Annotated in this window: 25 protein-coding genes; 8 read left to right on the top strand and 17 right to left on the bottom strand. The window is 43.7% G+C overall.

What is annotated here, in order from left to right; translation table 11 throughout:
* Nucleotides 1-84 precede the first annotated feature (84 nt).
* From holA to leuS, 3 genes are all read right to left on the bottom strand, one after another.
* Entirely contained in the window at nucleotides 85-1113 is a 1029-nt protein-coding gene (gene holA / locus ONZ52_RS02775; protein ID WP_265217153.1) for a DNA polymerase III subunit delta, read from the bottom strand.
* A 24-nt stretch (nucleotides 1114-1137) separates the two neighbouring features.
* Nucleotides 1138-1653: an LPS-assembly lipoprotein LptE gene (locus tag ONZ52_RS02780; protein ID WP_265217154.1), complete on the bottom strand. Its 516-nt coding sequence runs from the start codon at nucleotides 1651-1653 to the stop codon at nucleotides 1138-1140.
* A gap of 66 nt (nucleotides 1654-1719) precedes the next feature.
* The gene (gene leuS, locus ONZ52_RS02785) at nucleotides 1720-4167 is read right to left on the bottom strand and encodes a leucine--tRNA ligase (protein ID WP_265217155.1); all 2448 of its coding nucleotides are present in this window, start codon (nucleotides 4165-4167) and stop codon (nucleotides 1720-1722) included.
* A gap of 180 nt (nucleotides 4168-4347) precedes the next feature.
* Between leuS and ONZ52_RS02790 the strand changes: the two genes are divergently transcribed.
* Nucleotides 4348-4794, top strand: a complete 447-nt coding sequence (locus tag ONZ52_RS02790; protein ID WP_265217157.1) for a hypothetical protein — start codon at nucleotides 4348-4350, stop codon at nucleotides 4792-4794.
* A 133-nt stretch (nucleotides 4795-4927) separates the two neighbouring features.
* On the opposite strand, the gene lnt is transcribed toward ONZ52_RS02790, so the two are convergent.
* Genes lnt through miaB form a run of 5 tightly spaced genes read right to left on the bottom strand, consistent with a single transcriptional unit; the run spans nucleotide 4928 to nucleotide 10283 of the window.
* Complete coding sequence (lnt, locus tag ONZ52_RS02795) at nucleotides 4928-6493, bottom strand: apolipoprotein N-acyltransferase (protein WP_265217159.1); 1566 nt, start codon at nucleotides 6491-6493, stop codon at nucleotides 4928-4930.
* Nucleotides 6494-6500: 7 nt separating this feature from the next.
* The gene (locus tag ONZ52_RS02800) at nucleotides 6501-7373 is read right to left on the bottom strand and encodes a CorC family transporter (RefSeq protein WP_265217161.1); all 873 of its coding nucleotides are present in this window, start codon (nucleotides 7371-7373) and stop codon (nucleotides 6501-6503) included.
* A 12-nt stretch (nucleotides 7374-7385) separates the two neighbouring features.
* Nucleotides 7386-7850: an rRNA maturation RNase YbeY gene (gene ybeY, locus ONZ52_RS02805; RefSeq protein ID WP_265217162.1), complete on the bottom strand. Its 465-nt coding sequence runs from the start codon at nucleotides 7848-7850 to the stop codon at nucleotides 7386-7388.
* 2 nt (nucleotides 7851-7852) lie between these two features.
* A complete protein-coding gene (locus ONZ52_RS02810; RefSeq protein WP_265217163.1) occupies nucleotides 7853-8899 on the bottom strand; it encodes a PhoH family protein in 1047 nt (348 codons plus the stop codon).
* A 28-nt stretch (nucleotides 8900-8927) separates the two neighbouring features.
* The gene (miaB, locus tag ONZ52_RS02815; RefSeq protein WP_265217164.1) at nucleotides 8928-10283 is read right to left on the bottom strand and encodes a tRNA (N6-isopentenyl adenosine(37)-C2)-methylthiotransferase MiaB; all 1356 of its coding nucleotides are present in this window, start codon (nucleotides 10281-10283) and stop codon (nucleotides 8928-8930) included.
* A 205-nt stretch (nucleotides 10284-10488) separates the two neighbouring features.
* Between miaB and ONZ52_RS02820 the strand changes: the two genes are divergently transcribed.
* A complete protein-coding gene (locus ONZ52_RS02820; RefSeq protein ID WP_265217165.1) occupies nucleotides 10489-10746 on the top strand; it encodes a hypothetical protein in 258 nt (85 codons plus the stop codon).
* 58 nt (nucleotides 10747-10804) lie between these two features.
* On the top strand, nucleotides 10805-11194 hold the full coding sequence (locus ONZ52_RS02825; protein WP_265217167.1) for a hypothetical protein: 390 nt from the start codon (nucleotides 10805-10807) through the stop codon (nucleotides 11192-11194).
* Between the two features lie 15 nt (nucleotides 11195-11209).
* Here ONZ52_RS02825 and ONZ52_RS02830 read toward each other — a convergent pair whose 3' ends face one another.
* Nucleotides 11210-12166: an OmpA family protein gene (locus ONZ52_RS02830; protein ID WP_265217169.1), complete on the bottom strand. Its 957-nt coding sequence runs from the start codon at nucleotides 12164-12166 to the stop codon at nucleotides 11210-11212.
* Nucleotides 12167-12226: 60 nt separating this feature from the next.
* Entirely contained in the window at nucleotides 12227-12724 is a 498-nt protein-coding gene (locus ONZ52_RS02835; protein WP_265217171.1) for an EVE domain-containing protein, read from the bottom strand.
* A gap of 169 nt (nucleotides 12725-12893) precedes the next feature.
* On the opposite strand from ONZ52_RS02835, the gene ONZ52_RS02840 reads away from it, so the two are divergent.
* From ONZ52_RS02840 to ONZ52_RS02855, 4 genes are all read left to right on the top strand, one after another.
* Nucleotides 12894-13469 (top strand): Hpt domain-containing protein, encoded by a 576-nt coding sequence (locus ONZ52_RS02840; protein ID WP_265217172.1) that lies wholly within the window; start codon nucleotides 12894-12896, stop codon nucleotides 13467-13469.
* A complete protein-coding gene (locus tag ONZ52_RS02845) occupies nucleotides 13457-13999 on the top strand; it encodes an HD-GYP domain-containing protein (protein WP_265217174.1) in 543 nt (180 codons plus the stop codon). The genes ONZ52_RS02840 and ONZ52_RS02845 overlap by 13 nt, the downstream gene beginning before the upstream one ends.
* 73 nt (nucleotides 14000-14072) lie before the next feature.
* Nucleotides 14073-14339: an arginase family protein gene (locus ONZ52_RS02850; protein WP_265217175.1), complete on the top strand. Its 267-nt coding sequence runs from the start codon at nucleotides 14073-14075 to the stop codon at nucleotides 14337-14339.
* Nucleotides 14287-14997: a histone deacetylase family protein gene (locus ONZ52_RS02855; RefSeq protein ID WP_265217177.1), complete on the top strand. Its 711-nt coding sequence runs from the start codon at nucleotides 14287-14289 to the stop codon at nucleotides 14995-14997. The genes ONZ52_RS02850 and ONZ52_RS02855 overlap by 53 nt, the downstream gene beginning before the upstream one ends.
* 14 nt (nucleotides 14998-15011) lie before the next feature.
* Here the strand turns inward: ONZ52_RS02855 and ONZ52_RS02860 are convergent, their stop codons facing one another.
* The gene (locus tag ONZ52_RS02860) at nucleotides 15012-15587 is read right to left on the bottom strand and encodes a DUF6151 family protein (RefSeq protein WP_265217179.1); all 576 of its coding nucleotides are present in this window, start codon (nucleotides 15585-15587) and stop codon (nucleotides 15012-15014) included.
* Between the two features lie 247 nt (nucleotides 15588-15834).
* On the opposite strand from ONZ52_RS02860, the gene ONZ52_RS02865 reads away from it, so the two are divergent.
* On the top strand, nucleotides 15835-16152 hold the full coding sequence (locus ONZ52_RS02865) for a HigA family addiction module antitoxin (RefSeq protein ID WP_265217180.1): 318 nt from the start codon (nucleotides 15835-15837) through the stop codon (nucleotides 16150-16152).
* Between the two features lie 615 nt (nucleotides 16153-16767).
* Here ONZ52_RS02865 and ONZ52_RS02870 read toward each other — a convergent pair.
* The 6 genes from ONZ52_RS02870 to rapA all read right to left on the bottom strand — a co-directional run bounded on the left by ONZ52_RS02870 (nucleotide 16768) and on the right by rapA (nucleotide 24905).
* Entirely contained in the window at nucleotides 16768-17382 is a 615-nt protein-coding gene (locus ONZ52_RS02870; RefSeq protein ID WP_265217181.1) for a hypothetical protein, read from the bottom strand.
* Nucleotides 17383-17501: 119 nt separating this feature from the next.
* Nucleotides 17502-18440 carry a hypothetical protein gene (locus ONZ52_RS02875; protein ID WP_265217182.1) on the bottom strand — a complete coding sequence of 313 codons (939 nt, stop codon included), beginning with the start codon at nucleotides 18438-18440 and terminating at the stop codon, nucleotides 17502-17504.
* A 269-nt stretch (nucleotides 18441-18709) separates the two neighbouring features.
* Nucleotides 18710-19729 carry an IS110 family RNA-guided transposase gene (locus ONZ52_RS02880; RefSeq protein ID WP_265217183.1) on the bottom strand — a complete coding sequence of 340 codons (1020 nt, stop codon included), beginning with the start codon at nucleotides 19727-19729 and terminating at the stop codon, nucleotides 18710-18712.
* Between the two features lie 894 nt (nucleotides 19730-20623).
* Complete coding sequence (locus ONZ52_RS02885) at nucleotides 20624-20833, bottom strand: addiction module protein (RefSeq protein ID WP_265217185.1); 210 nt, start codon at nucleotides 20831-20833, stop codon at nucleotides 20624-20626.
* Between the two features lie 523 nt (nucleotides 20834-21356).
* On the bottom strand, nucleotides 21357-22058 hold the full coding sequence (locus ONZ52_RS25190; RefSeq protein ID WP_428981149.1) for a pseudouridine synthase: 702 nt from the start codon (nucleotides 22056-22058) through the stop codon (nucleotides 21357-21359).
* An 18-nt stretch (nucleotides 22059-22076) separates the two neighbouring features.
* A complete protein-coding gene (gene rapA, locus ONZ52_RS02900; protein WP_265217187.1) occupies nucleotides 22077-24905 on the bottom strand; it encodes an RNA polymerase-associated protein RapA in 2829 nt (942 codons plus the stop codon).
* Between the last annotated feature and the right edge of the window lie 2 nt (nucleotides 24906-24907).

Raw genomic sequence — 24907 nt, forward strand, 5'->3', positions numbered from 1 at the left:
AATGTTAGAACAATGTCGGCTTTATGTTTGTATTGGTTTAAATATGTAACTTATTGATAGTAATAATGATTTTATAAATTTAATTTATGGCAAATCTAATTCAGTTGCCACTGGTTTGTAGCCACAAAACATCATGACGAGATTGCGAAATCCCGTTTCACTGTCTGGGCCTTCTAATCCTTTGATGCTTTTGTCTAACAAAGCTAAATAGTTTTGCATGTAAGGTAGGGTAATTTTGTTGTGTCGTGACATGGCGCTTTCATAAAATGGCACGCGCTTGTCCCAGATTTTTTCACTCTGGCAGGCCTGTCTAAAGCTAGAGGATTGCATGGCTTGCAGTAGATTTGCCAGTGTTTGAATTTCTCGATTAAATAACCAAAGAAGGATACTGGCTTCCACACCTTCGCCAATGAGTTGGTTTAGACAATGCATTGCGCTTTTGGTGTTTCCCATTAGCAACCGGTCGCTAAGATCATAAATAGAATAACGGCTGCTGTCTGCGACGGATTCGACCACTTGTTCCGCATCAATTTTAGCGTCTCGCCCGTATAATAATGCGAGCTTTTCTAATTCTTGAGACAAAGCAAGTAGATTGCCTTCGCCACGTTCGCAGACAATGCTGGCAGCGTCACGGGTGAGGGATAAATTAAGATTTTGTGCTCTTTGTTGCACCCATGCCGGTAAGCGGTTTGCGTCTATTGGCCAGACCTGAACAAATACACCTTGCGATTCAAGTTGCGTGAACCACTTGGCTTTTTGCGTTCGCGCGTCGATTTTAGGTAAAGTCAATAGAATAACGTTATCTTCACTAAGCGATTGACTTAATTGAGTCAGTGCTTTTGTGTGTTTTTCCCCCATCTTGTCTATTTGAATATCAAACATGCGACGAGAAGAGAATAGCGATAAGCTTTGATTTTCATTTATGACATCTTGCCAATCAAACTGTGCGTCAGCAACAAAACGCAGGCGTTCATCGATGCTATGAGTTTGAGCGGCTTTGCGAATGTGATCGGCTGCTTCTTGGCAGAGCAACACCTCGTCACCAGAAATAATATAAATGGGGGCGAGGCTTTTTTTGAGCTGCTGTTGTAGTTGCTCAGGTTTAATTTTCATTGTATTGGCCTAACCACAATACGACTAAAATGGTGCATAAGTTAGGTCGTAAATTAGCTGCTTAGCAAGATCTTCACTCATGCTTTCTGCTTGTGCTTGGTTATAAGATATTTTAGCGCTTTCTTCGGCATTCTGATTCGTTAATGTCTTTGTCGTAGTAATAGTTCGTGGACCATAAACGGACTTTCCATCTGCTTGACGGATAAAGTAAGCACTGCTGAGACGACGTTGAATCTGTGAGACATCATTGTTTCCATCTCTAGCCAACTCAGTATCAGAAGTCGTGATTGAATTGATTTTTAAATCTAGTGTGTCTTTTGTTGCTTTGTTCTTGTCTAGGATCACGACATTCGCTTTACCCAACGCAATGCGCAATGCTCTATCAAAGCTGTCTGATCCACTTTCAGAAGTGAGGGTTAATACTTTAAGTTTGCTTGGGACACTGCCGTTTCCTCGAAGATGAAAGCCACAAGCGACAACGCTCATGGTGAGCAAGGCTAATAAAAATAAGCGAATGGTTTGTGTCAATGTGATCGTCATATTCGTGATCCCTGTAATCGAGTGAAAGCATAAGGGATGGCTATGCCATCCCTTATTGTGCTTGGATTAGTTGGCAACAATATTGACCAAGCGACCTGGAACGACAATGACTTTACGTACTGTTTTGCCTTCAAGATATTTAACAACACTTGGGTGAGCAAGCGCTTCCGCTTCAATCGTTTTGTTGTCAGCGTTGGCAGAAACCGTCAGTTCAGCACGTTTTTTACCTAAGACTTGCACGACAATGGTTAACTCATCTTTTATTAACGCATCTTCATCGAGCGTTGGCCATGGTGTATTAACGATATTGTCATCATGCCCTAATTCGCTCCATAACTGATGGGCAATGTGAGGCACGATTGGAGACAATAACAAGGTCGCCGCTTCTAACGCTTCTTGTTGTACTGCAAGACCCAGATCAGACGTGTCTTCGAATTTGCTAATGTCATTACAAAGTTCCATTACCGCTGCAATAGCAGTGTTAAACGTTTGGCGACGTTCGATATCGTCAGTGACTTTCTGGATGGTTTCATGCGCTTTACGGCGCAAAGCTTTTTGAGCACCATTCAATTCGGCAATGTTTAGTTCGGCCACTTTACCCGCATTGGTATGACGGTAACACAATGCCCATAAACGGCGTAGGAAGCGCGACGCGCCATCTACACCGGCGTCGTTCCACTCAAGAGATTGCTCTGGTGGTGCACTGAACATCATGAACAAACGAACGGTATCGGCACCGTATTTCTCAATCATTTCTTGAGGATCAACGGTGTTACCTTTGGATTTCGACATCTTGGTGCCGTCTTTGTTTACCATGCCTTGTGTGAGTAGACGTTTGAACGGTTCATCTGAATTCACAAGACCTGCATCACGTAGCAATTTATGGAAGAAACGTGAGTACAGCAAGTGAAGAATGGCGTGCTCAACCCCGCCTACGTATTGGTCAACAGGTAACCAGTAGTTGGCTTCTTCTGTCAGCATGGCATCGGTTGCTTCTGGGCAGCAGTAACGCGCAAAGTACCAAGATGACTCCATGAAGGTGTCAAAGGTATCTGTTTCACGTTCAGCTTCTTCACCATTAAAGATGATTGAAGAGAAGTCTGGGTTGTTTTTGATTGGCGAGTTCACGCCGTCCATTATTACGTCTGTTGGTAGTTCAACAGGCAGTTGATCCGCAGGAACAGGAACCACAGAACCGTCTTTTAGGTTGATGGTTGGGATAGGTGTACCCCAGTAACGTTGACGGCTGACACCCCAATCGCGTAGACGGTAGTTTACTTTCACTTCGCCTAATTTACGCTCAACCATCCAAGTTGAAATTGCATCGAAGGCTTGTTTGAAATCCAAACCATCAAACTCACCCGAGTTACATAGTATGCCTTTCTCTGTGTAAGCCGCTTTGTCTAGGTCGATAGCATCATCTCCCACTGGCTCAATCACTTGCTTAATCGGTAGACTGTATTTTTGTGCAAACTCAAAGTCGCGTTGGTCATGAGCAGGTACAGACATGACTGCGCCTGAACCATAATCCATCAACACGAAGTTTGCTGCGTAAACAGGTACAGCCTCACCCGTAATAGGGTGAATGGCTTTGAAGCCCGTATCCATGCCTTTCTTCTCAACCGTTGCCATGTCGGCTTCGGTGGTGGACATTTTTTTACTGTCTTCAATGAAGGCCGCAAGTTTTGCGTTATTTTGTGCTGCTTCTAGTGACAGTGGATGCTGTGTCGCTACTGCCACATAAGTCACGCCCATAATGGTGTCTGGGCGAGTGGTGTAAACCGATAGGCGATCAGCTTTGCCATCAACCGCAAAACTGAACTCTAGACCTTCAGAGCGGCCTATCCAGTTGCGTTGCATGGCTTTTACTTTTTCAGGCCAACCATCAAGTTGATCAAGATCGTTTAGCAGTTCTTCTGCGTAGTTGGTGATACGAATAAACCATTGAGAGATTTCTTTCTTCTCAACGGTTGTACCACAGCGCCAGCAGCAGCCTTCCTCTACTTGTTCGTTTGCGAGAACCGTTTGGTCTTCTGGGCACCAGTTCACTGCTGCGGTCTTTTTGTAGGCTAGGTCTTTTTCGACTAATTGCGTGAAGAACCACTGTTCCCATTTGTAATATTCTGGTGTGCAAGTAGCGATCTCGCGGTCCCAGTCATAACCAAAACCAAGTTCTTTCAGTTGGCCTTTCATGTAGGCGATGTTTTCTGTTGTCCACTTAGCAGGTGCGGTTTTATGTTTGATGGCCGCGTTTTCAGCAGGAAGACCGAAAGCGTCCCAACCCATTGGTTGCAGTACGTTTTTGCCTTGCATGCGTTGGTAGCGAGAAATCACATCGCCGATTGTATAGTTACGTACGTGACCCATATGCAGGCGGCCACTTGGGTAAGGGAACATAGACAGGCAGTAGAACTTCTCTTTGTTAGAGTCCGCGACAGCTTTGAAGACTTTGTTTTGGTCCCAAAAAGATTGAGCAGCTTGTTCGATTTGCTGCGGATTATATTGCTCTTGCATAATGTATTCTTATCCCGTGATCGACGTAAGGTTGGTAGACCTGTATTCTCTTTATTGTAAAGAGGGGTGTTATTATAGCGACATAGCACAAGATACCAGTGCTTTGACTAACAGAGTCTGAAAATATCCGCTATTTTATAGAGATGACGCTCTAATTAGAAGCTGCATAGAGGGGGAGTTATGAAATCTATGAAAAAAGATCCATCAAAAAGTGAAATCGATTCTAATTTGGTCGAAGAAGCACGCAAAACTTTGCTTGGAGCAAAAGATTGGTTTTTAGAAGACGTTGCGCTGATGAAAGCCTATTGGCATGACAAAATGGGCTATACCGAAGCTTGGATAGATGCAAATTGGCATTATGTGCTTGATGAAGGGCATGAGCTGGTCGAAGAGTTAGATGAAAAAGAAGATGCCGCCTTGCTATGGTTAATCAATCACGCTAACAACAATCCTGTACCACTTGAAGAGTGTCATGTGGTCGGCACTATGGTAGAGCCTGGCACTTATCACTGTATGTCTTGTGGGCACGATAATCTCATCGAAACTAAGCAAGCTTTGCAGCCTTGTGAAATTTGTCATTATGGTTTGATGTCGACCCATGATGATCAGACCAATAAAGCTGAGTAATTCATTGTTCCCAAGTGGTAATGCATACCATGAGCCTTGGTATTCAGGTCTTAAAATAAAAAATACTTGCGCCTGTTTCGCAAGATCCAAGCGTCAGCGTGAATCAAATACCAAGGTTCATTTCTTTTATTGGTTATCTATTTTTGCGGTTTAGAATTAAGCCGTTTAAATAGGTAAATACCACGCAAATTCCCAGCAGTAACAGTGTTGGCCAGTAGCCCCATTGCACATAAGGCGTATTGCCCGTAAACGCTTTGGCTTCTGCGGTTAATGTGGTTCTTTCAAATTGTGGTGCTTGAGCCACCACTTCGCCTTTCTCGTTAATAAAAGCGGTTACACCCGTGTTCGTCGCGCGGATAACATAACGACCCGCTTCTTTTGCTCTAAATTGTGCAATTTGCAAATGCTGCCAAGGACCAAAAGAGGTACCAAACCAACCATCGTTACTAATGGTAATTAAGAAATCACTGTCCCTTACCATGCGTCTTACTTGTTCCGCGTAAACAATTTCATAACAAATAAAGGGGGCGACTCCCCATTCGCCAACTTGCAGTACAGGCTGGTTTTCATCACCTGACTTAAAGCTCGACATGGGCATGCCGAAGACATCGAGGATCGGACCTATGTATTCTGCAAAGGGGATATATTCGCCGAAGGGGACCAGTCTGCGTTTGTAATATAGGCCAAAGCCATTGCCGGTTGCCCATATGGCATTATAGTAGTTCTGTTTATCAGCACTGACGTCCGGAATGCCAGTGATTAGTGTCGTGTTCGTGTTTTCCAGTTCTTTGCTGAAGGAAGCAAAGTAGGGTTTTATTTGAGGGTAGGTGTAGGTAATGGCTGTTTCAGGCCAGACGACCAGCTCGCTGTCCAAATGCTCAATGGTGGCTTGCTGATAATAGGCAAGAGATTGTCCAGCCGATTGTGCTAACCATTTTTCATCTTGTTTTACATTACCCTGTACTAACGTGGTTTTGAGTGTGCCGGTTTGTTGCACCCATGAAATAGGCGCATAGTGTAAAAAAGCCGCTCCGCCCCAGATGATAATCACGACCAGAATCAGGCTAGGTTGATTGTTTTGTCTCATTAATAAACTGGCAATAACGCTGGCGGTGAGTACCACACAAGCACTCGTTAGCCAGATGCCACCAATGGGCAAAAGCTCAAACAGCCAAGTGTTTTCTATTGCGTAGCCTGGTAGTAACCAAGGGAAGCCGGTAAAAAGCGAGCTTCTCGCCATCTCGCCCAAAAGCAGTCCAAGGGTAATCCACAGGCTGCTTGGTATTTGCGAAAAGCGCCGACTCAATCGCCAAGATGCCCAAGCGGAAAAGGCCCAGAAAGTCACTAATATTGAGATGAAAGCAAACGTAATAAGCCCTGCGATAATGCTGCCAACCTGACCATACTCGGCAATACTAACGTAGACCCAAGAGACGCCTGCACCAAAGAAGCCTAATCCGACAGCGCTGCCTCGCCAGAAAGCGGCTTTTGACGTGGTACTGGTTAACATCAGAAGGCTGAAGACGATTAAGCTGATGAAATAGCCAGGCCAAAAATGAAATGGCGCAAAACTGGTGACACCTAGTGCACCAGCAATGATGGCAATAACGCCAATGACAATGGGAGGAAGTTGAGACAATTTTGCGCTAAAACGAGGCTCCCACCCCGTTTTGATATTGGTAAAGTCGGGGTGAGGCATGGTCATATCAATCTGATAGGTTGGTGTTTAAAGTGGGTTTGGTTACTTGAATGGTCTTGATGCGACGGCCATCTGATTTAACCACGCGAAAATGAAAGTCATTAAATAACAATTCTTCATCACGTAACGGAACGTGACCAAATTGTTGCACCAATATGCCGCCAATGGTATCGAATTCTTCTTCATTCAGTTCGACTTTGAAGAACTCATTAAAGTCTTCAACAGGGCACAATGCCGGTACCAGATACACGCCTGGTTCAGCGGTTACTTGTATACCTTCGTCATCGAGCTTGTCTGTTTCATCTTCAATTTCGCCAACGATTTGTTCAAGCACGTCTTCTATGGTGACTAGGCCAGAAACGCTGCCGTATTCGTCTAGTACCAATGCCATGTGATAGCGCTTGGTGCGGAAATCATTGAGCAGAACGTTTAGACGTTTGCTTTCTGGAATAAAGTTAGCTGGGCGAAGACGCGCCAAAATGTCTTCTATAGTGACGACACCATCTTTGAATAATAAAGGCAATAAGTCTTTGGCCAGTAAGACGCCGAGAATTTCATCCGAGTCCTCACCAACGACAGGGAATCTTGAATGTGAGGATTCTATAATTTTACGGATAGACGTTTTAGGGTCATCTTCGGACTTGATAACCACCATTTGCGAAGGCGGAATCATAATGTCACGCGCTTGCACTTCCGACACCTCTAGCGCACCTTCAACAATAGTGAAGGCATCGCGATCAATAATGTCGGATTTTACAGCGGCTTCTAGAAGTTTAACGATATCGCCACGACTACGCGGTTCATCATTAAATGCTTGGGTTAAGCGTTCAAACCAAGATTTTTGTTGATCGTTGGATAAGCTCGATCGGTCATCACTCATTAGGGTATTAGCTCACTCTTTAATCAAATAAGGGTCGGAAATCGATAAGGAAGCCAGTAGCTTTGTTTCTATCGATTCCATTTCATCTGCTTCATCGTCATTTATATGATCATAGCCGCGTAAATGCAAGATCCCATGAATAGTCATATGTGCCCAATGATGCAGTAATTCTTTATTTTGTTCTTCTGCCTCTTTTGCCACAATTTGCGTACAGATCACTAAATCGCCTAATAGCGGTAATTCAGACTCGGGCGGCGCTTCGAATGGGAAGGACAGCACATTGGTTGGTTTGTCCTTGCCACGATATTCGTGATTCAATGCGTGACTTTCCTCTTCATCAACGATACGAATAGTCACTTCAAACTCTTCATCTGAGTCAGGTAGGGCTTTTTCAACCCACAACCTAAAATCCGCCTCGCTGGGTAAGCGAGCGGTGTCTTCTGTGGCAATTTGTAGGTCAAGTTCTAGGTGCGCCATTATTATTTACTACCTGCAGATTGTTCTGCTTGTGCGGTTAAACGAGCTTCAGAGCGGGCTTTTTTCTCCGCTTCGACTTCTACATCAAATTTGTCATAGGCTTCGACAATACGCTGAACCAATGGGTGACGAACCACGTCAGACGAGCTAAATAAAGTCATACTGATGCCACTTACGTCTTTTAAAACGTGCATAGCTTGTGCTAATCCAGATGTGGTGCCGCGCGGCAAATCTACCTGTGTCGTGTCGCCTGTAATAACGGCTGTTGAGCCAAAACCAATCCGCGTCAAAAACATCTTCATCTGCTCGCGTGTGGTGTTTTGGCTTTCATCTAGAATGATGAAGGCATTGTTTAAGGTACGGCCACGCATAAAGGCAAGCGGAGCAATTTCTATGACGTTTTTTTCGATCAGCTTATCAACCAGCTCAAAGCCAAGCATTTCGTACAAAGCATCATAAAGCGGGCGTAGGTATGGATCGATTTTCTGTGATAAATCACCTGGTAGAAATCCAAGTTTCTCGCCGGCTTCTACCGCAGGACGGACAAGCATGATGCGTTCAACTCGATCCGCTTCTAAGGCTTCAACGGCACAAGCAACGGCTAGATAGGTTTTACCCGTACCAGCAGGGCCGATGCCGAAATTGATATCGTGTTTACGGATTTGTTTGACGTAACCTTGCTGGTTTTTACCCTTGGGTTTGATAAAAGCCTTGCGGGTTTTTATCACCAGCTGATCTGTATTCTCTCTTTTGCTGTTAGTGAGTGATTCAATCGCCGACTCTTGCAGATAGAGGTGAATGGTTTCAGGCGTGATGTCATTACTCGCTAACGCTTCCCTGTAAAGGTTCTGAAGCAGCGTTTTAGTAGCCGCCACATGATCAGAATTGTTGCCAGTAATGTCAAAGAGTTCGGCGCGATATTTAATAGTCACATCCAGTCTTTTTTCGATTAACTTGATGTTCTCGTCGAGTTGTCCACATAGCCCAACCAAAGCGTTGGCTTCGGCTGGGGCTAAACGGATTTGCTGAGTTGTCTGTGTGGTTTCCAAGAGTTACCTTTGTTATTGAAGTACGCTTTTATTGTAGTACAAAATCGGAGTCGAGTTCGGAGCTGACCAACTCACCTAATAGAGAGTTAGGGTAAGCATCCGTGATGACGACATCAGCGAATTTACCAATCAGTTGTGGATCGAACGCACGGAAATTAACAATCCGATTGTTTTCTGTTCGACCTTGAAGTTGTCCAGGATCGCGAGGTGAATAGCCGCTGATCAATATGCGTTGTATCTCACCAACCATGGACAAACTAATGTCATAGGCCTGTTGGCTAATACGACGCTGCAAAATGGACAAGCGTTCTTTTTTCACGTCTTCCGGCGTGTCATCTTCTAGATTCGACGCAGGCGTACCAGGACGTTGGCTGTAAACAAAACTGAACGAGTGATCAAAACCGATCTCTTGAATTAAATTCATCGTATCGACAAAGTCTTCATCCGTTTCACCAGGAAAGCCAATAATAAAGTCAGAGGACAAACTAATACCGGGTCGAGCTTCTTTTATGCGGTTAATCTTGTCAATGTAATATTGACGATCATGGCCACGTTTCATTGCACTCAGTATGTTGTCGGCACCACTCTGCACTGGTAGGTGTAAGTGACTTACTAGTTTCCGTTCGTTTCGGAAAGCCTCAATTAAGCTATCGCTAAACTCCACTGGATGAGAGGTTGTAAAGCGGATACGCTCGATGCCATCAATTTGTGCTACAGCATGAATGATGTCAGCAAGATCGGCTTCGTCCCCTTCGGCAGTATCTCCTCGGTAGGCGTTAACGTTTTGCCCAAGTAAATGGATCTCACGTACGCCTTGTTCAGCAAGCTGCATTACTTCTTTCAATATGCTATCGAAAGGACGACTGACTTCTTCTCCGCGAGTGTAAGGTACCACACAGAAAGTGCAATATTTACTACAGCCTTCCATAATTGAAACAAACGCTTCTGCGCCATCAACACGAGGCGCGGGTAAGTGGTCAAACTTTTCGATTTCAGGGAAGGTGACATCCGTGATTGGGATGTGTTTTCCTGCCGCATTGACCATCTCAGGTAATTTATGCAGCGTCTGAGGGCCAAAAATCATATCTACATGTTTGGCACGTTTTCGAATCGCATCGCCTTCTTGGCTTGCGACACAACCACCAACACCGATGACAAGATTCGGGTTCTTTTGCTTGAGCTTTTTCCAACGTCCTAACTGGTGATAAACCTTGTCTTGGGCTTTTTCACGAATAGAACAAGTGTTAAGCAGCAAAACGTCTGCTTCTTCTGCATTGTCTGTGAGTTCCATATCATGGCTTTCGCCAAGTAAATCTGCCATACGAGAGGAATCGTATTCGTTCATTTGACAGCCATGAGTTTGGATAAAAAGTTTTTTTGCCATGTAACGTATTAACCTAAAATGTGTTCGTCTAATCGACTTTGATACTATTATATTGGGCTTTGCTCTCGAATCACAGGGGTGTTCTCAATTCCCTGTCATTTAAAGTAAAAAGTCTGTCGAAATAGCGACTTCTTTTTCTGACTGGAGCTTTTGCTCAAGACCCGTCACAATAGTCTTACAATTTGCAATTCAGTGTGGATGTGTTTTGAACTTATTTTCTCGTTTTTTTCTTTCGTCTTTGCTATTGAGTACTGTTGTTCAGGCAAAAGACACGGCTACTTCTGATAAAGATTCGCCTAACTTTGTTTTTGGTTTAGGGTATGGGCTTTTGGATCAAAAATCATTATTGAACATTGATTTTAAAGTGAATATTCCTATTAGTGAGCATGTCTCCACGCAAGTGCTGTTGAACAGTAATTACTTAATTACGGGCTTCATCGAGGGACAGTTTTGCTCAGTCTGAGCTTTCCTCAAATTGGTTTTTGCATAATGGTTATGGCCGATTGGGATTGGGAATTGGCGTGTCAGAGTTAGACCCTATGGACGATGAGCTTGAAGGACAGCGTGATGTCATTGGGCAATTTATTGGTGAAGCGTTTATGGGGGCATTCTCTTTGACGACCAACTATATCTCAACAGACACGACATTGAGCAACATCACCAGTTCTCGAATTGGATTGAGCTACTACATTAATGAAGATCTACGAACGTCTTTGTATCGAGAAAAATACAATGTGGATGACATCGGCTGGCGTTTTGAGACCCACTTTCAGCCGAAGAAGTATCAACAAATGGGCAGTGTGGGGGTTATAGCAAGGACAGGAAAAGACTACGATTATCTAGGCATGGTGGTGCAATACTATTTCGATTATGCTGTCTCTTTGAAGCAGCGTGAGCGGGAGTTTCATTAATACAGATAATATTTATTAGTTTCGATCAACACTCCATATAGTCCATTTAGGTAATAAGGTTTCTGTTGTTGATTTGAACGGTGCGACAACCTTAAGAGTCACTCGACGGTTCTTTTGTCTGCCTTCAAGAGTGCGGTTTGAGGCAATAGGATAGGCTTCTCCATGGCCTAGTGTTTTTAGCCTTTCTTGTGGAATGTTATACTCAGTGCGAAGAATATCTGCTACTTTATTGGCTCGTTTGGTTGATAATAGGGTGTTTTGATGCAGGCTACCTGTACTGTCTGTATAACCATCTATAAGTACTAGGGCGTTAGGGTTGTCTCGTAATTGCTGTCCTACGTCTTTTAATAATGAGTAATCCTCTTTGCTTATATTGTCACGATTCATTCTAAATCGGATGGTTGCTTCCAAATTCTTGCTTTGCAAAGGTTTGACAATTTCACCACTAACTCGACGATTAAGTAATCGATCACTGTCTGTTTCATTTGACGCTATAGGTCGATTTGAGCCGTAACCAAAGGCTCTAATGCGATCTGGTGAAATATTGAAAACGGATGTTAATGCCGTTGCGATAGCTTGAGCGCGTTTTTGTGAAAGGGTAAGGTTAAATTGAGCTGTGCCAATGTTGTCCGTATGACCTTCTAATAGCACCAGTGTTTCTGGGTTGTCTTGTAAGAGTGAAGCAAGACTATGAAGCGATGAGTGAAATTCGTCTTTAAGACGATAGCTGCCTATTTCAAATTGCGCTGCAAAGTTAAAACGAAAATATTCAAGCTTAGTCAGCGGACAGCCATCATTATCGACATCTGTCCCTTGTGGCGTATTTGAGCATAAATCTCTGACATCAATAACACCATCTTTGTCTAAGTCTTTTAATGACTCAATCAAAGTTGGATACAATATCTGCCCCGTCGCCAGACTGCTACCTAAGGTAAAATAAATAATAGCTGTTCGTGTAATGGTGGAGATCATTCTTATTGTACTTGCTGCATGATGTACGTTCCTTCCAATCATGCATTAGCGGATGATTCACTACTGGTGATAAGTCGCTATTTGGCCCGCTAATGGACGTTTATTTTTTAGCATGGTGATAATGTATTCCCACTCGTTTTTAGTGATTGGCATGACGGAAAGGCGGCTGCCTTTCTTAGTTAATAGCATATCGGCAAGCGCTGGACTTTGCTTTAATGCTGCTAAGGTTAAAATGGAAGACCATTTCTCAACAAACGTTACATCAACCATCACCCATTTAGGGTTAGACTCAGTAGACTTGCTATCAAAGTAAGTATGGGTTGGGTCCCAACTAGTATGATCTGGATAGGCTTCCTTACTTATTTTAGCTATACCGGCGATACCAGGAGGGGAGCAGCTTGAATGGTAAAAAAACACCAAATCGTCTTTCTTCATTTCTTTCATAAAGTTTCGAGCTTGGTAATTTCTAACACCATCCCATGGGGATGTTTTTAACCGTTTCAGATCGTCTATTGAAAACGTATCTGGTTCTGATTTCATTAACCAGTAATTTGACATAGGAACCTCGACAGCGCCACAGAAAACACTACACAAAGAAACATTCTATGTGTTCATGCTTACAATAATTCTATCTACAATAAGAATAGTAATGCCATGAGACTACAGAATGACTTGACCGGCCTCAATGTTTTTTAGGCCAATAGTGCCCAGTAATGGAAGATAAAGAATGAGCCATTTTGCTTGTAAAGCGTTTTCAGCGTTAGAGAAAGAGCTCAAGGATGATTTATTAGAGTGCTATGTAGAGGCACAGCAAGAAATTGAAGAAACCATCAATAGTATTGAAGGGGATGGCTTTTCATTTGATAAATTAGACAAACTCTTTCGTTCGTTACACAGCATGAAGGGGAACTGCTCGGTATGTTTTCTTGACCCTTTAGTTGGGGTGCTCCATAAGCTAGAAGAAATCGTTGACGGTATGCGCGGTGGGTACATTCAATATCATCCCTATTTGGGGGAATTGATTATTGTCGTTATTGAAAAAGTTTACGATTTACTGCAACAGATTTATCGTTCTCATGTGGCAGAAAGTGCTTTGCGCGACGAATTGCAGCTCGGTTTAGATAATATTTACTCTGAAGAAGATGACAGTAAACGACCAGAAATGGCGGCAGCGTTATTGCATAAAAGCCATCAAATAGTAGAAGCGGCAAAGGAAGAGCCAGTAGCCGCGACATCGGTGATAGTGAAAGTTGACTTCACGGAGCAGCAAAAACATGACATCGAGCCTCTTTGTTGGTTTTAGTCAAAAAGCTCAATCGTTTGCTGGGCTATTCAGCTGAACGCAGTGAGCGTATTCTCAAGCTTTGCCAGTTAATTAACGTCGAATGTAAAAAGCCAGTCGATCCTGCGCAACTGAGTGCTGCGGCCTATATGCATAATATGGGGATGGCAGTGATACTAAATTGCAAAGACGATGAAGAAGCAAAACGTCAAGCTGAACATAATCATCCTATGGTGGGCGCCAAGTTATTGGCCAAACATAAAGGATGGGAAGAGGCGGTTGAGATGGTCAAAACCCATAAAGAACGTTTTGATGGTACGGGGTTTCCTGAAGGTTTGGTTGGCTCATTGATCCCGCAAGGGGCTTTTATTTTGTCCATGGCGGTGATGTTTATTGACGCTGTTTGGGGAAAATCGGGTAGTGAATACAATAAAAGTGCCATGCGAGCTGTGCAGATGGTGAATTTTGAAAGTGGTAAAGGTTTTCCTCCACATCTTGTTGAGTCTTTTAATAGTGCGATTCGTAAAGTACTTGTTGCCAAGAGCAAATAGTAAAAGGAAGTAGCCTAATATTAGTTCCCCTTGTTAGCATGAGCCTTTTCCAGAATGTTAAGTTGTTTGTTTTATGAAGGCCGCCTTGTTACCGCTTGTTTTCCATCCCCATTACAGTATCCCATTTCCTGCCGGGCATCGTTTCCCAATGGCGAAGTTTGGCTTGCTTGCAGAGACGTTGAGAGCACAGGGGATTTTAACGGACAGAAACGAGCATACGCCCGCCCCCTTGTCGCTTAAAGTGCTCATGGCAGCCCATGACAAAGAATATGTGCAGCGTTTTATTCGTGGGGAGCCTCAGCAAACAGGAGGAAAAAGACATTGGTTTACCTTGGTCTGAATGGCTAGTTGAACGAACCTTACGTGCGGTTTCCGGCACCATACTCACCAGCGAACTCGCATTCCAACATGGCTTAGCCTGCCACCTTGCGGGAGGCACGCATCACGCCCATCCTACTCATGGATCGGGATTTTGCATCTTCAATGATCTAGCCGTCGCAGCACTTGCTATGATCGAATCGGGCAGGGCGAAGAAAATACTCATCCTAGACTGCGACGTACACCAAGGCGACGGCACTATTGCTTTCTTCAAAGACAGACACGACATTGTTCCCGTTTCTTGGCATTGCGAAGAAAACTACCCGTCCATCAAACAAATCGACGGCATTAATATTGCCATCCCCAAAGGTGCCAATGACGAAGAATACTTATCCATTCTGAAAAGTACCTTGCCTATGATATTGGCGGAACATCAGCCAGATTTTATCTTCTACGACGCGGGCGTCGATGTCCATCAAGACGACCGACTCGGCTACGTTAATCTCACCGATCAAGGTATTTTAGAGCGAGATAAATACGTCATCGAAACCTGCGTCGGTCTTAAACTCCCCACTGCTTGTGTCATTGGTGGCGGTTACGACAGACAGGAAGAGAGAGTCGCATGGCGCCATAGTTTGCTACATCAAGCAGCGAATCAGGTCTGGCAGGAATATTTTTGATGGGTTTACGTCTTTTACCGCTTTTTCTCAAGGACATGAGGTACGCAAATTGGCGTGCCATCTTCATTGAAAAATGCTGACGGCTTGCTGAAACCTTTTAATTTCCATGTAAGGATTTTTGTCACCATTCGAAAGTTAATGTTGAGAGGGGATGCTTTGAGATCCTCGGGAATGGGCGATTTAGCAAACTGACTAAAAACATATCCTCTGCTTTTTCCAAAATCCACATCTTGTGTTTGTGAGTTGTCCATAAAGCTATGAATTACCCCAATAAATGGCCCACCGGCGCCAAGTGTATTGCCAATGGGTGTATTGCAACAACTTGCATACCAGCGATGCAAACCTTTAGCAGTAAGCCTTAGGCAAGCAATCTGCGACTTTCCTTCCGTGATCGTAAGAGACGACATAGGGGTTTGAAAAATATCTGTTCCACCGTACTGATCTAAAACACTCTCACCTTGTTCCAGATAATGAGCAAATGCTTGGCAGTCATGGCAACAACAAATAATCCGAGTACCAGTCCTTGAACTGACGGAAGAGATCTTTCCTCTAACTGTTCCACACGCGCACTTTAAATTTACGTCAGACATGGGGCAAAGCCTCCTTACTATGAAAAAGCATCGTTCAAAGTTTAGCAGCGTTTTTGGATGTTAAAAGGGGGGGCAGACTTCTTTAATTAGGTTTGAGTCATTTAGCCTGACTAGACTAATCTTTTGAGTAGTTTCGCACAGCAATACTGTGCGATATGATTTGTGTATTGATGCACAGTAAGGCAGTGCGAATGTCATTAGAGTTTAAACACCTACTTGACCCGCACAAATATTGAGGTACCAACAAATGCGTAAAACAAAACGTCGCCCAGTTAGCGTTGGTGAAATACTTAAAATTGAGTTTCTAGAACCGATGAACATTACCTCCAAAGCGTTGGCAGATGCCATGGGTGTGCATCGTAATACCGTCAGCAGCCTTATTAACGGTGGTGTGTTAACCGCACCAATCGCAATAAAGCTAGCAGCTGCCTTTGGCAATACACCAGAATTTTGGTTAAACATTCAACACGCCGTCGATCTTTGGGATGCACGAAACCGCTACCAAGAAGAAGCGAAACTGGTAAAGCCTTTGGTGGTGGGTAAGAAAGAAGAATTGCATGCATAACAAGTTATATATTTATCCCTTATATCTAGTTTTTTAGCCCTTGATATGAAAAGTGTGATTCGTTAATCCAGAAGGTCAGTCTAACTACTCAGTCTTCGTTTGTTTACGACCAGCTGCTTTGATAACTGCTATATCAATAGGCTTAATTTCTCTATTTATCCTGCTGTTCAGTCAGAGTGATGGTTTTTTGATACATGCTCATAATGGTTGCTTCCAGTAAAGTAGGGTATAGCAATATCACACCAATTTGCTTGCATTGAACTTAGATAAGCGTAGTGATTGTTGTTGGGGGGAATGTAACGCTTGTGTGAGTGATAAAGCCAATCCCTTGATTTTATTGGGTTACAGAGATGGGTGGCTTGTTAACTACTTGAATATCGAAAAAACCTCCCAGTTTCGCCTTACCTAATTTGTCATTAAGGCTATGAATTGCATAAGTTAAACAACGTGTCCAAAGATGGACTTAAACAATGCGTGTGATAAAGCCTGAAAACTCTTTCACTCGCAGGAATTACTGCTTTCATTTTTTCTCCAAAATTTAACTAGTTACATAACCGCCCGCAGCGCGGGCAAAATTGTAACACAGCGGAAATTTTGTCCCATTGCCTGCGATTGTTAGACATTGCCCTGATTCCAAAGGTAAATATCCAAAACACGTTCACGAAACCAACGCTCAGAAATCATATCCTCGACTTCGTCCTGCCTAATTTTTGGCCGGACAGAATATGACAATACATTCTTCAACTTCGAGCATGCTTCTACAATCTGTTCTTCGCATTCAGAGTACCGTTCAGAAAAGGCATCATTGAAAGCACTAAAGTCGCCGCTCTCGGTTTGCAGTGCAATACGGGCTTGCTTATCGTAAATCCGAATCGGGCTTTTAACCTTGAGCCATAAAAACTTCGTAGTTAACGAAAGAACGCTTCTGCCTCCATATTGACCTGAGATTCGTTCTCGTGCCTGGTTCACTAAATTGGTTACATTACTTACACTAACCTCATCAATACCATCAAGCACCTCAAGTACAGGCTGATATCTCGGGAAGCTTTTTTCTTTTTCGTACTTTGTAGGTAAATTGCGCGCGACACGGAAATGACCACCGGCTTTAGCAAGCGCCAACCTCTGTGTATCTCTGTCGGGTGATGCAAGCATCTCACAATAGCTCTTTTCTTTTTCTAACCATTGATTTAGGAACTGGAGAGCACAAAAATCAAATGTTCGCTTTGTCACGCAATCTCCTTAAATGTCTAACGCCCCAATCAGAGGCAATAAAATAGCTGGTTAAAATTAGCGAAAAAGGAGCAATAACCAGCTGTTTTTTGTCCTTTGAATTGGCTTGTTAGGCAACATTAAAACCCAAAGAAAACTTTGCGCTCAGAGTCGTTATGCAAATCATGTTTTGATATATGGTACTGTTTCGGTTTTACAGATTCTGAAAACAGCTTAAATGGTAGTTCGTCGATACAGATTTGAGCAAAAACAGCTAAGATGTCTTTTTCATAGCACTCTTGAAGTACTTTTAGATTGGTAGATGGGAAGCTGTTTTTGAACTCCTTATTATATTTCGGCGAAAAGTATTTAATCATAGCGGCCTCAAAGAGAGAAACTTGCTCCGCCTCGGTTGTTCCATGTAATTTATCTAAACCAGCTTTTATTCGCCCATCTTCGTCACCAGTAATTTGGGAGTTAGGTGTGAGTGCAGTAATTAATCGATTACTAGGTTCAACTTCTAAAAGCAACAAAGACAGTTTGTAACCATCAGGTATACCTTTTAGTGAAATTTTTTGAAGAGTCTCATGTTTAACTAGTCGATCTAACGCATTTCGAGAGCCGTTTTTTCCATAAGCCTGACCAATATACTTTACCTCAAATTGTATCCCCAAAGGCTGTGAGTTAAGCATTTTGACTATTTCATTATCACCGAACCAGAAGCGTTCTCCACTTGGTTTAAGGAAATAATGTAGCTCATCTTCTTCGACAAATGTCATACCTTCCGGCATCGGACCAATACTCAACTGTCTTGGCTCATTTGCAACAAGAAAATCAAGAACCATGGTATTGTCAACTTGTTTTGCGCCAGTAAAGTCTATTCGAGGTTGATAGCCAATAAAATAAATATGACAGCTCTCAATCACTTTTTGAAACTGAGCAAGCTTCTCTTTTTCATATATATACTCAGCTGGAAGATGAACAAAGCTGCTAGCATACAAGTCCATTGCATGTTCAACTCCAAATTTATAACCACCTAACTCTTTACCTGACATAACAACCTTTTCAAATTTATTCATAGTTCGCCGATGTTGCCTAACATCTATGGACACCCCGATTTTTGCAAGTAAAATCAAGATCTAACAAGAACAGTTTTGCAGCCATCTATTCGGATTTTTCGTAAAGCTTTTTTAGCTTTTATCCATGATGAACTCCGCTGACTTGGTTCTAATCATTTTGGCGTTTTCAACGAAACGATGTTAGTCCCAGAATTTCCAAGTCACGGTCTTACCTATCTTGTCATCACTCTTTTTTACTAAGCAAAACTTGATGTATCACTCTTTTAAATTTAGACCGTTTGAGCCTGATATTTTTGATCTCGTGCAAGTATCGCCCAAACAACTCTTACCAATTTGTTGGCTAATGCCACAATGACTTTGTTTTTATGCATTCTGTTTAACAGGTTTGTAATCCACTCATAATAAGGTTTTCCCGGTTTACTATGTCTTATAACCGCCCTAGCACCATGAATAAACATTCGCCTTAAATACGAATCGCCTCGTTTACTAATACCTAGTAAAAGTGACTTTCCTCCACTTGAGTGTTGGCTCGGCACCAAACCCAACCAAGCAGATAGTTGACGACCAGAATCAAATTCTCTTGCATCACCAATACTTGCCACTAACGCTGATGAGGTTAATCGACCAACACCTGGAATTTCTCTAATAGCCTGACATTGGCGACTTTCTTGGCTCGCTCTATCAATTTGTGTATCTAAGCCATCTAGGTATTTCTCTAAATCCATTAATCTAGATTGCATTGACTTAATATGATTACACAACATCTTAGGAAGACAATCTTCAACTAAGGCAAAATCCTCTCTAAACCATATCTGTAAACGAAACCTTCCTGCTGGGATACTGACACCAAACTCCTGCAAACTTGCCCTAATTCTATTAATTAAAGCCGTTCGGTCTCGTACAACACCATCTCGTTCTCGATGGAGTAAAAGCAAAGCTTGCTGCTCCTCACTTTTAACAGAAACGAAACGCATATTTGGTCGGCTAACCGCTTCACAAATGGCTTCGGCATCCGCTGCATCATTCTTATTCGTTTTAACATAAGGCTTTACATATTGTGGTGGCATCAACTTCACAGTATGGCCTAGTTTACCTATCTCTCTAGCCCAATAATGGGAGCTACCGCACGCTTCCATTCCAATCAAACATGACTCTATATTACTTAAGAAACGAAGAAGCTGATTGCGACGTAGCATTTTATTAAACAGTTTTTTTCCAGCTCGATTAAAAGCGCATATCTGAAAAACTGATTTGGCTAAATCAATACCAATTGTATGAATCGTATCCATAACGTCCTCCTTTTAAACTGACCTACTCAGTATAGAAGGGGGTGTCCATTTCATTATTTTAATAGTCCGCATGCGTATCTACACAGTTTTAAAAACGGATAAAAACCTTTGCAAAGTACGGTGTTTATACCGATTTTATGCGTTATCCACACTTTTCATCACTGGAAATCCGAGCTTGCGGGTTATGTCTTTTATCCACAGCGGGTTATTTCCGCTGGTGATAATCTTATTCGTTGATACTAAAAGACTTTCTGATTCGCTACCAGTGCAAACGGGCTAAATTATGATTATTATTTACACAATCCAAGCGAAAAATTGGCAATCGTAAAAATAGACTGTATATCTGTCTAGTTTCTTATTAGCTATTCATAAGGCACAAGCGATGTGTAGATGGATTCTGCGGATTATGAAAGCTTCGCTTTCAGCGGCGGATTGCGGTCGTACCTCCCTTATCACGCCCTACGAGTAGCTACTATAACGTCAGTTCGACGCGACGAAGTTGCGCGACTTTATGGCGTTTCAGAGTCATTCCAAAATATCCTTTCGCACATCAACAAAACCAATCTATGCTGCTCATCTGGCCTACGGTATTGGATTTAACTATTGGTAAGTCTATGTTCAATGCTTTTGGGATTCTGGCGATTATCTAATACGGCTAAAATCAAGACTTGATCGTCTATAACTTGGTAGTAGATTGAAAAAGGAAAGCTGCGGGCAAGAACTCGGAATCTGCCATTAATGTTAGGATGAATACCTGCGAAAAATCGCAACCGTTCAATATCTAACATCAAACTGTCAACACAATATTGACCAAGTGCCGTATTTATTTTTGTATAGAATTGCTTCGCATTGAGCAATTTTTTTCGGCCGATGGCGTAAAGAAAATGTTAAATATCACGATTTAAGTCTTGCTCGTACCTCTTCAAAACTGCGCCATTTTTCAGTTTTATTAAGCTCATGCTTGCGAGTTTCTAATTCTTGCAGGTGCCATTTGGGTGAGTCAAATTCAGCTTGGTTCTGAGCCAATGCACTCATTACGGCTTCCATTAATTCAATTTGCCCGTCGAGTGGTAGTTCTGCGATTTTTTTCGTGTCAATCAACATACCAAGCTCCTTTGTTCGGTTTCTTGAAAATAAGTATACCTGTATTCACAAAATAATCATTTCCTCTTTTTCACTCGCTTCTTTCAGCTAAAAGCCATTGAGAGGAAATAAACACACTTGAAGACCCAAAGAGCACCCCATCCTCCGCCTTCCCCTTGGAAAAGACAAAAGGGGAAGGGACTTGGTGATCAGTAGTCGTTACCTTCTGTGCTTGTCCCTCAACATTATCGGCTTCTATGAAGAAGTCAGTTCGACGCGACGAAGTTGCGCGACTTTATGGAGTTTCAGAGTCAGTTAAAAATAGGCTTTCTAAAAGCATCAAAAACAATCTATGCCTTACTGCCCTAGAGCGTCGGTAAAGCTATTCTTCGATGACAAAAATCAGGCATTAAAGATCTTAAAGAGACCTTTTGGTTACTTTTGCGGATCTGGGCAAAGTTACCCGCTCAGCAGAGCGGAAAAAAGCTCCTTGCTCAAAGCATTTGAATGGAACGTGAATTCCGTGTCGGGCTAAAGCCGCGACCTACCGAGCTTGATTCCCGCTTTCGCGGGAAGGGCGTTGCTTGGATTCTAGCGAGGGGCGGAATCTAGAAAGGACAAGCCGCGACAAACGCCACCCAGGCGTTTGTAAACGGGTGCCTAAATTCCAGCCGGTAGGCGTGGAGTAGCAGGCGAGGATCGCGCTGATATTCTGGGTCGTAGAATTCGTCGCCAATAATGGAGTGTCCAAGGCTTTGCATGTGGACACGCAGTTGGTGAGAACGGCCAGTAAAGGGTACGAGTCGAACACGAGTAGTGTTGTCTTCGTAAGCCATTTTTTCCCAGTAGGTGACGGAATCTTTGCTCCATTCGTCGGTGCAGATGATTTGTCTGGGTCGGTTGGGCCAGTCGCAGCGCAGTGGTTTTCGCACTTCGCCTTTTTCACCCAAAGATGACCGCGCAGTAGGGCGCGGTATTCTTTTTGGACTTCGCGTTCACGAAAATGCGCGTACATGCGTTTTTGGCATTCGTGGGTTTTCGCTACGAGGATTAAGCCTGACGTGGCTTCGTCCAAGCGGTGAATCGCAAAGGCTTCGCCAAATAAACATTCTGCTCGATGCAAGATAGAATCGAGCTTATCTGTGCCTCGACCGGGCACAGATAAGCAATTAGCAGGTTTGTTTATGACGGCAAACCATTCATCTTCGTACAATATCTCTAAGCGAGATAGCTCTAAACTCGGCACAACATCCTGCACAGGGTGTTATTCAGGCTTAGTGGTTAAGATGATACGAATCGCATCCAAGCGGATTTGGTGCTCGTCGATGCGCGTCAAACCTTCTTGCATGTTGATTTCAAGCCGTTCGATATCTTCGTCGCGAATGGTGTCGTTGAAGGCTTTTAACTCCACTAACCGTTCGATTTCATTCTGGCAACGATGTTGGTAAGACGTTTTCGCGGCCTGAACGATAGGACGTGCTTGATCTTGGGCTTTCAGTTGGTGAGCTTGCAGCACTTCGATCAAGGTTTTGCGCAAGGCGGCTACCCATTGTTCCGCGACGCGGTTTGGCACACCTTTGAGTTTCTCCGCCCATTTATCAGCGGTAAATTGCTGGTGGAGGAATTTGCCATTGGAGTCTGATAGCTGCCACATTGGGGTCATTGGTAGGGATTGCGCCAATTTCAAACGTGGGTGGGCAGTCGCTTCGATGACAAACATGCTTTCTACCAAAACGGTGCCTTCTGGTAATGCTGCGATAGGCAGGATAGCAGAGGTAAGTTTGCCAGAGTCAAAGCCTTGCACTTCGTCCATGAGCATGGTGATTAACGGGTGTTCCCAAGTTGCGAACGCTACGTCTTCACGCTGGCTGGCTTGACGGCGATCGAGCATAAGCATTTTGCCTTCTTCTTCGATGCCGGGAAGTGCTTCTAGCATCATGTCGGTAGAAGGACGTATGAACCAAGCTGCACGCTCTGGATCGTCGTTGATGCAGTCTGCGTAAATATTAAAGGCGTGAGTCACTTGCTCTATGTAGTGATGTAAGCCTTTTGTTGCTTGGTGGTTGATTTGATCGATTAATGCACGAGCTTGTTCTGGTCGGCACGAGCTCATTTCTAGTAAACGGTTACGACCTTCTTCCATCTGCTTTAGCAGTGCTTCGTGGTAAATACGGGCTTCACTCAACAAATCCGTATCATCATCTTGGCCGTGCAAATAGGCATGTAGGCTGTCACCAAAGGCTTCTTCGACCTTGTCGCCAGAGCCGGTGGTACGACAAAAGGCGTTTAACGCATGGTGATACCAGTTAAACAAGCGTTCTTGTACACTTTGTTTGATATAAGGTACGTGGATTTGTACGTCGTTCAATTGACCTAAACGGTCCAAACGACCAATGCGCTGTTCAAGTAAATCTGGGTGTTCTGGTAGATCGTACATGACGATGTGATGGCTGAATTGGAAGTTGCGACCCTCACTACCAATCTCAGAGCATACAAGTATTTGTGCACCGTCTTCGTCGGCGAAATAAGCCGCAGCACGGTCACGGTGAATCAGTGGCATTTGCTCGTGGAAATCGGCACTTTGGAAGCCGGCAAAAGTCAGTTGATCGTTTAGCCATTGTGCCATGTCGGCGGTATGACAAATCACTAGAACCTTGTCAGCTTGGCATTCGAGGAACTCTTTTAACCATACCCAGCGTGGATCTTTTTCCCATAAACCATCAGCGACTTCGGTTTCTGGTTGCACATGACGATCAGCGGATTCGAAGTATTCATTGTTGTCTAATGGATAAGAATGCAGGTAACGGTTTGGGAAACCACCCACAGCCGCGCGGGTGTTACGGAACATTTCACGGCCTGTGCCATGGCGGTCAATTAACCAGCTAATGGCTTCTTTAGCTGCCTGCGTTTGCTCAGCCCCTGTTTTGGTGGTGAGTGTTTGGAACCATTCTTTGGCATTCACTTCTTTTAAGTAAGAGCTGAAGGCATTGTTCCAATCAAGTGCTTCTGGTGAGCTGTTTTCTTGGCTAAACGGTAGCAATGCTTCGGCCAATTCTGCTGCTTGTTTGAATTCTTGTTGCTGGGCTTGGTAGTGGTCGAAATCATGGTAATGATCCGCATCCAATAGCTGCAGACGAGAGAAGTGTTCGCGCTCGCCCGTTTGTTCCGGCGTCGCACTAAGCAATAAGATCGATTCTGTTTTGGCGGCTAAACGCGCCACGACTTGATAGCCAATGCTAGGTGTTTCTGGATGCCAAGCAAGGTGGTGGGCTTCGTCGACAATGACCATATCCCATTCCGCATCCAACATGTGTTGAGTGGCTTTTGGGTGTTGGCTCGCCCAATCGATTGGTGAGATCACAAACGGTTGTTGTTCAAACGGGTTGTCGTCGCCTTCGATGAAGTCTTCGTACACGGATTCGTTGATCAGTGAGAAAGGCTGGTGAAAGCGACGCAGCATTTCAACCAACCACTGATGTTGCAGGTTGGTTGGTGTCAGAATAAGTACGCGCTTGCACAGGCCATTTAGTAAGCGTTGATGCAAGATTAAGCCGGCTTCTAGGGTTTTACCCATACCCACTTCATCACATAAAAGGGCGCGCGCTTTCGGGCGGTTGGCGATGTCATGCGCCAGATAAATCTGGTGTGGCAGAAGTTCTGCTTTTAAGCCCATCAAACCGCGTACTGGTGATGCGGCATTGGCTGCTTGGTGTTCGAGGGTATGACGACGCAAGTCAAACCACATGCGGCGAGCGGGCGACAATGCCAATAATGAATCTAGCTCGTTTTTGTCGTTACGTGGAAATTGAATAACCGATTCTTCTAACCAATCGTCGTCTTCGCTGATGCGGTATTCGATCAGGTCGTTAATTTCTTCTACTTCCAAAACAGTGAAGGTTTCATCCTGGAAGTGCAGTTGATCGCCGACGGTTAAGGTGCGTCGAACAAGACTGGTCTGGTCATTTGAGTATTGACGATCCGCTTCCGCATCTGGGAAGTGCAAGGTAAAAGACTTATTTTGTGTGTCTACTATCATGCCTACGCCGAGATCAGGCTCGTTGCGGCTACTCCATCTTTGTCCAGTTTGGTACATAG

This window comes from Marinomonas rhodophyticola, from assembly GCF_026113935.1.
GTDB classification, from domain to species: Bacteria; Pseudomonadota; Gammaproteobacteria; order Pseudomonadales; family Marinomonadaceae; genus Marinomonas; species Marinomonas rhodophyticola.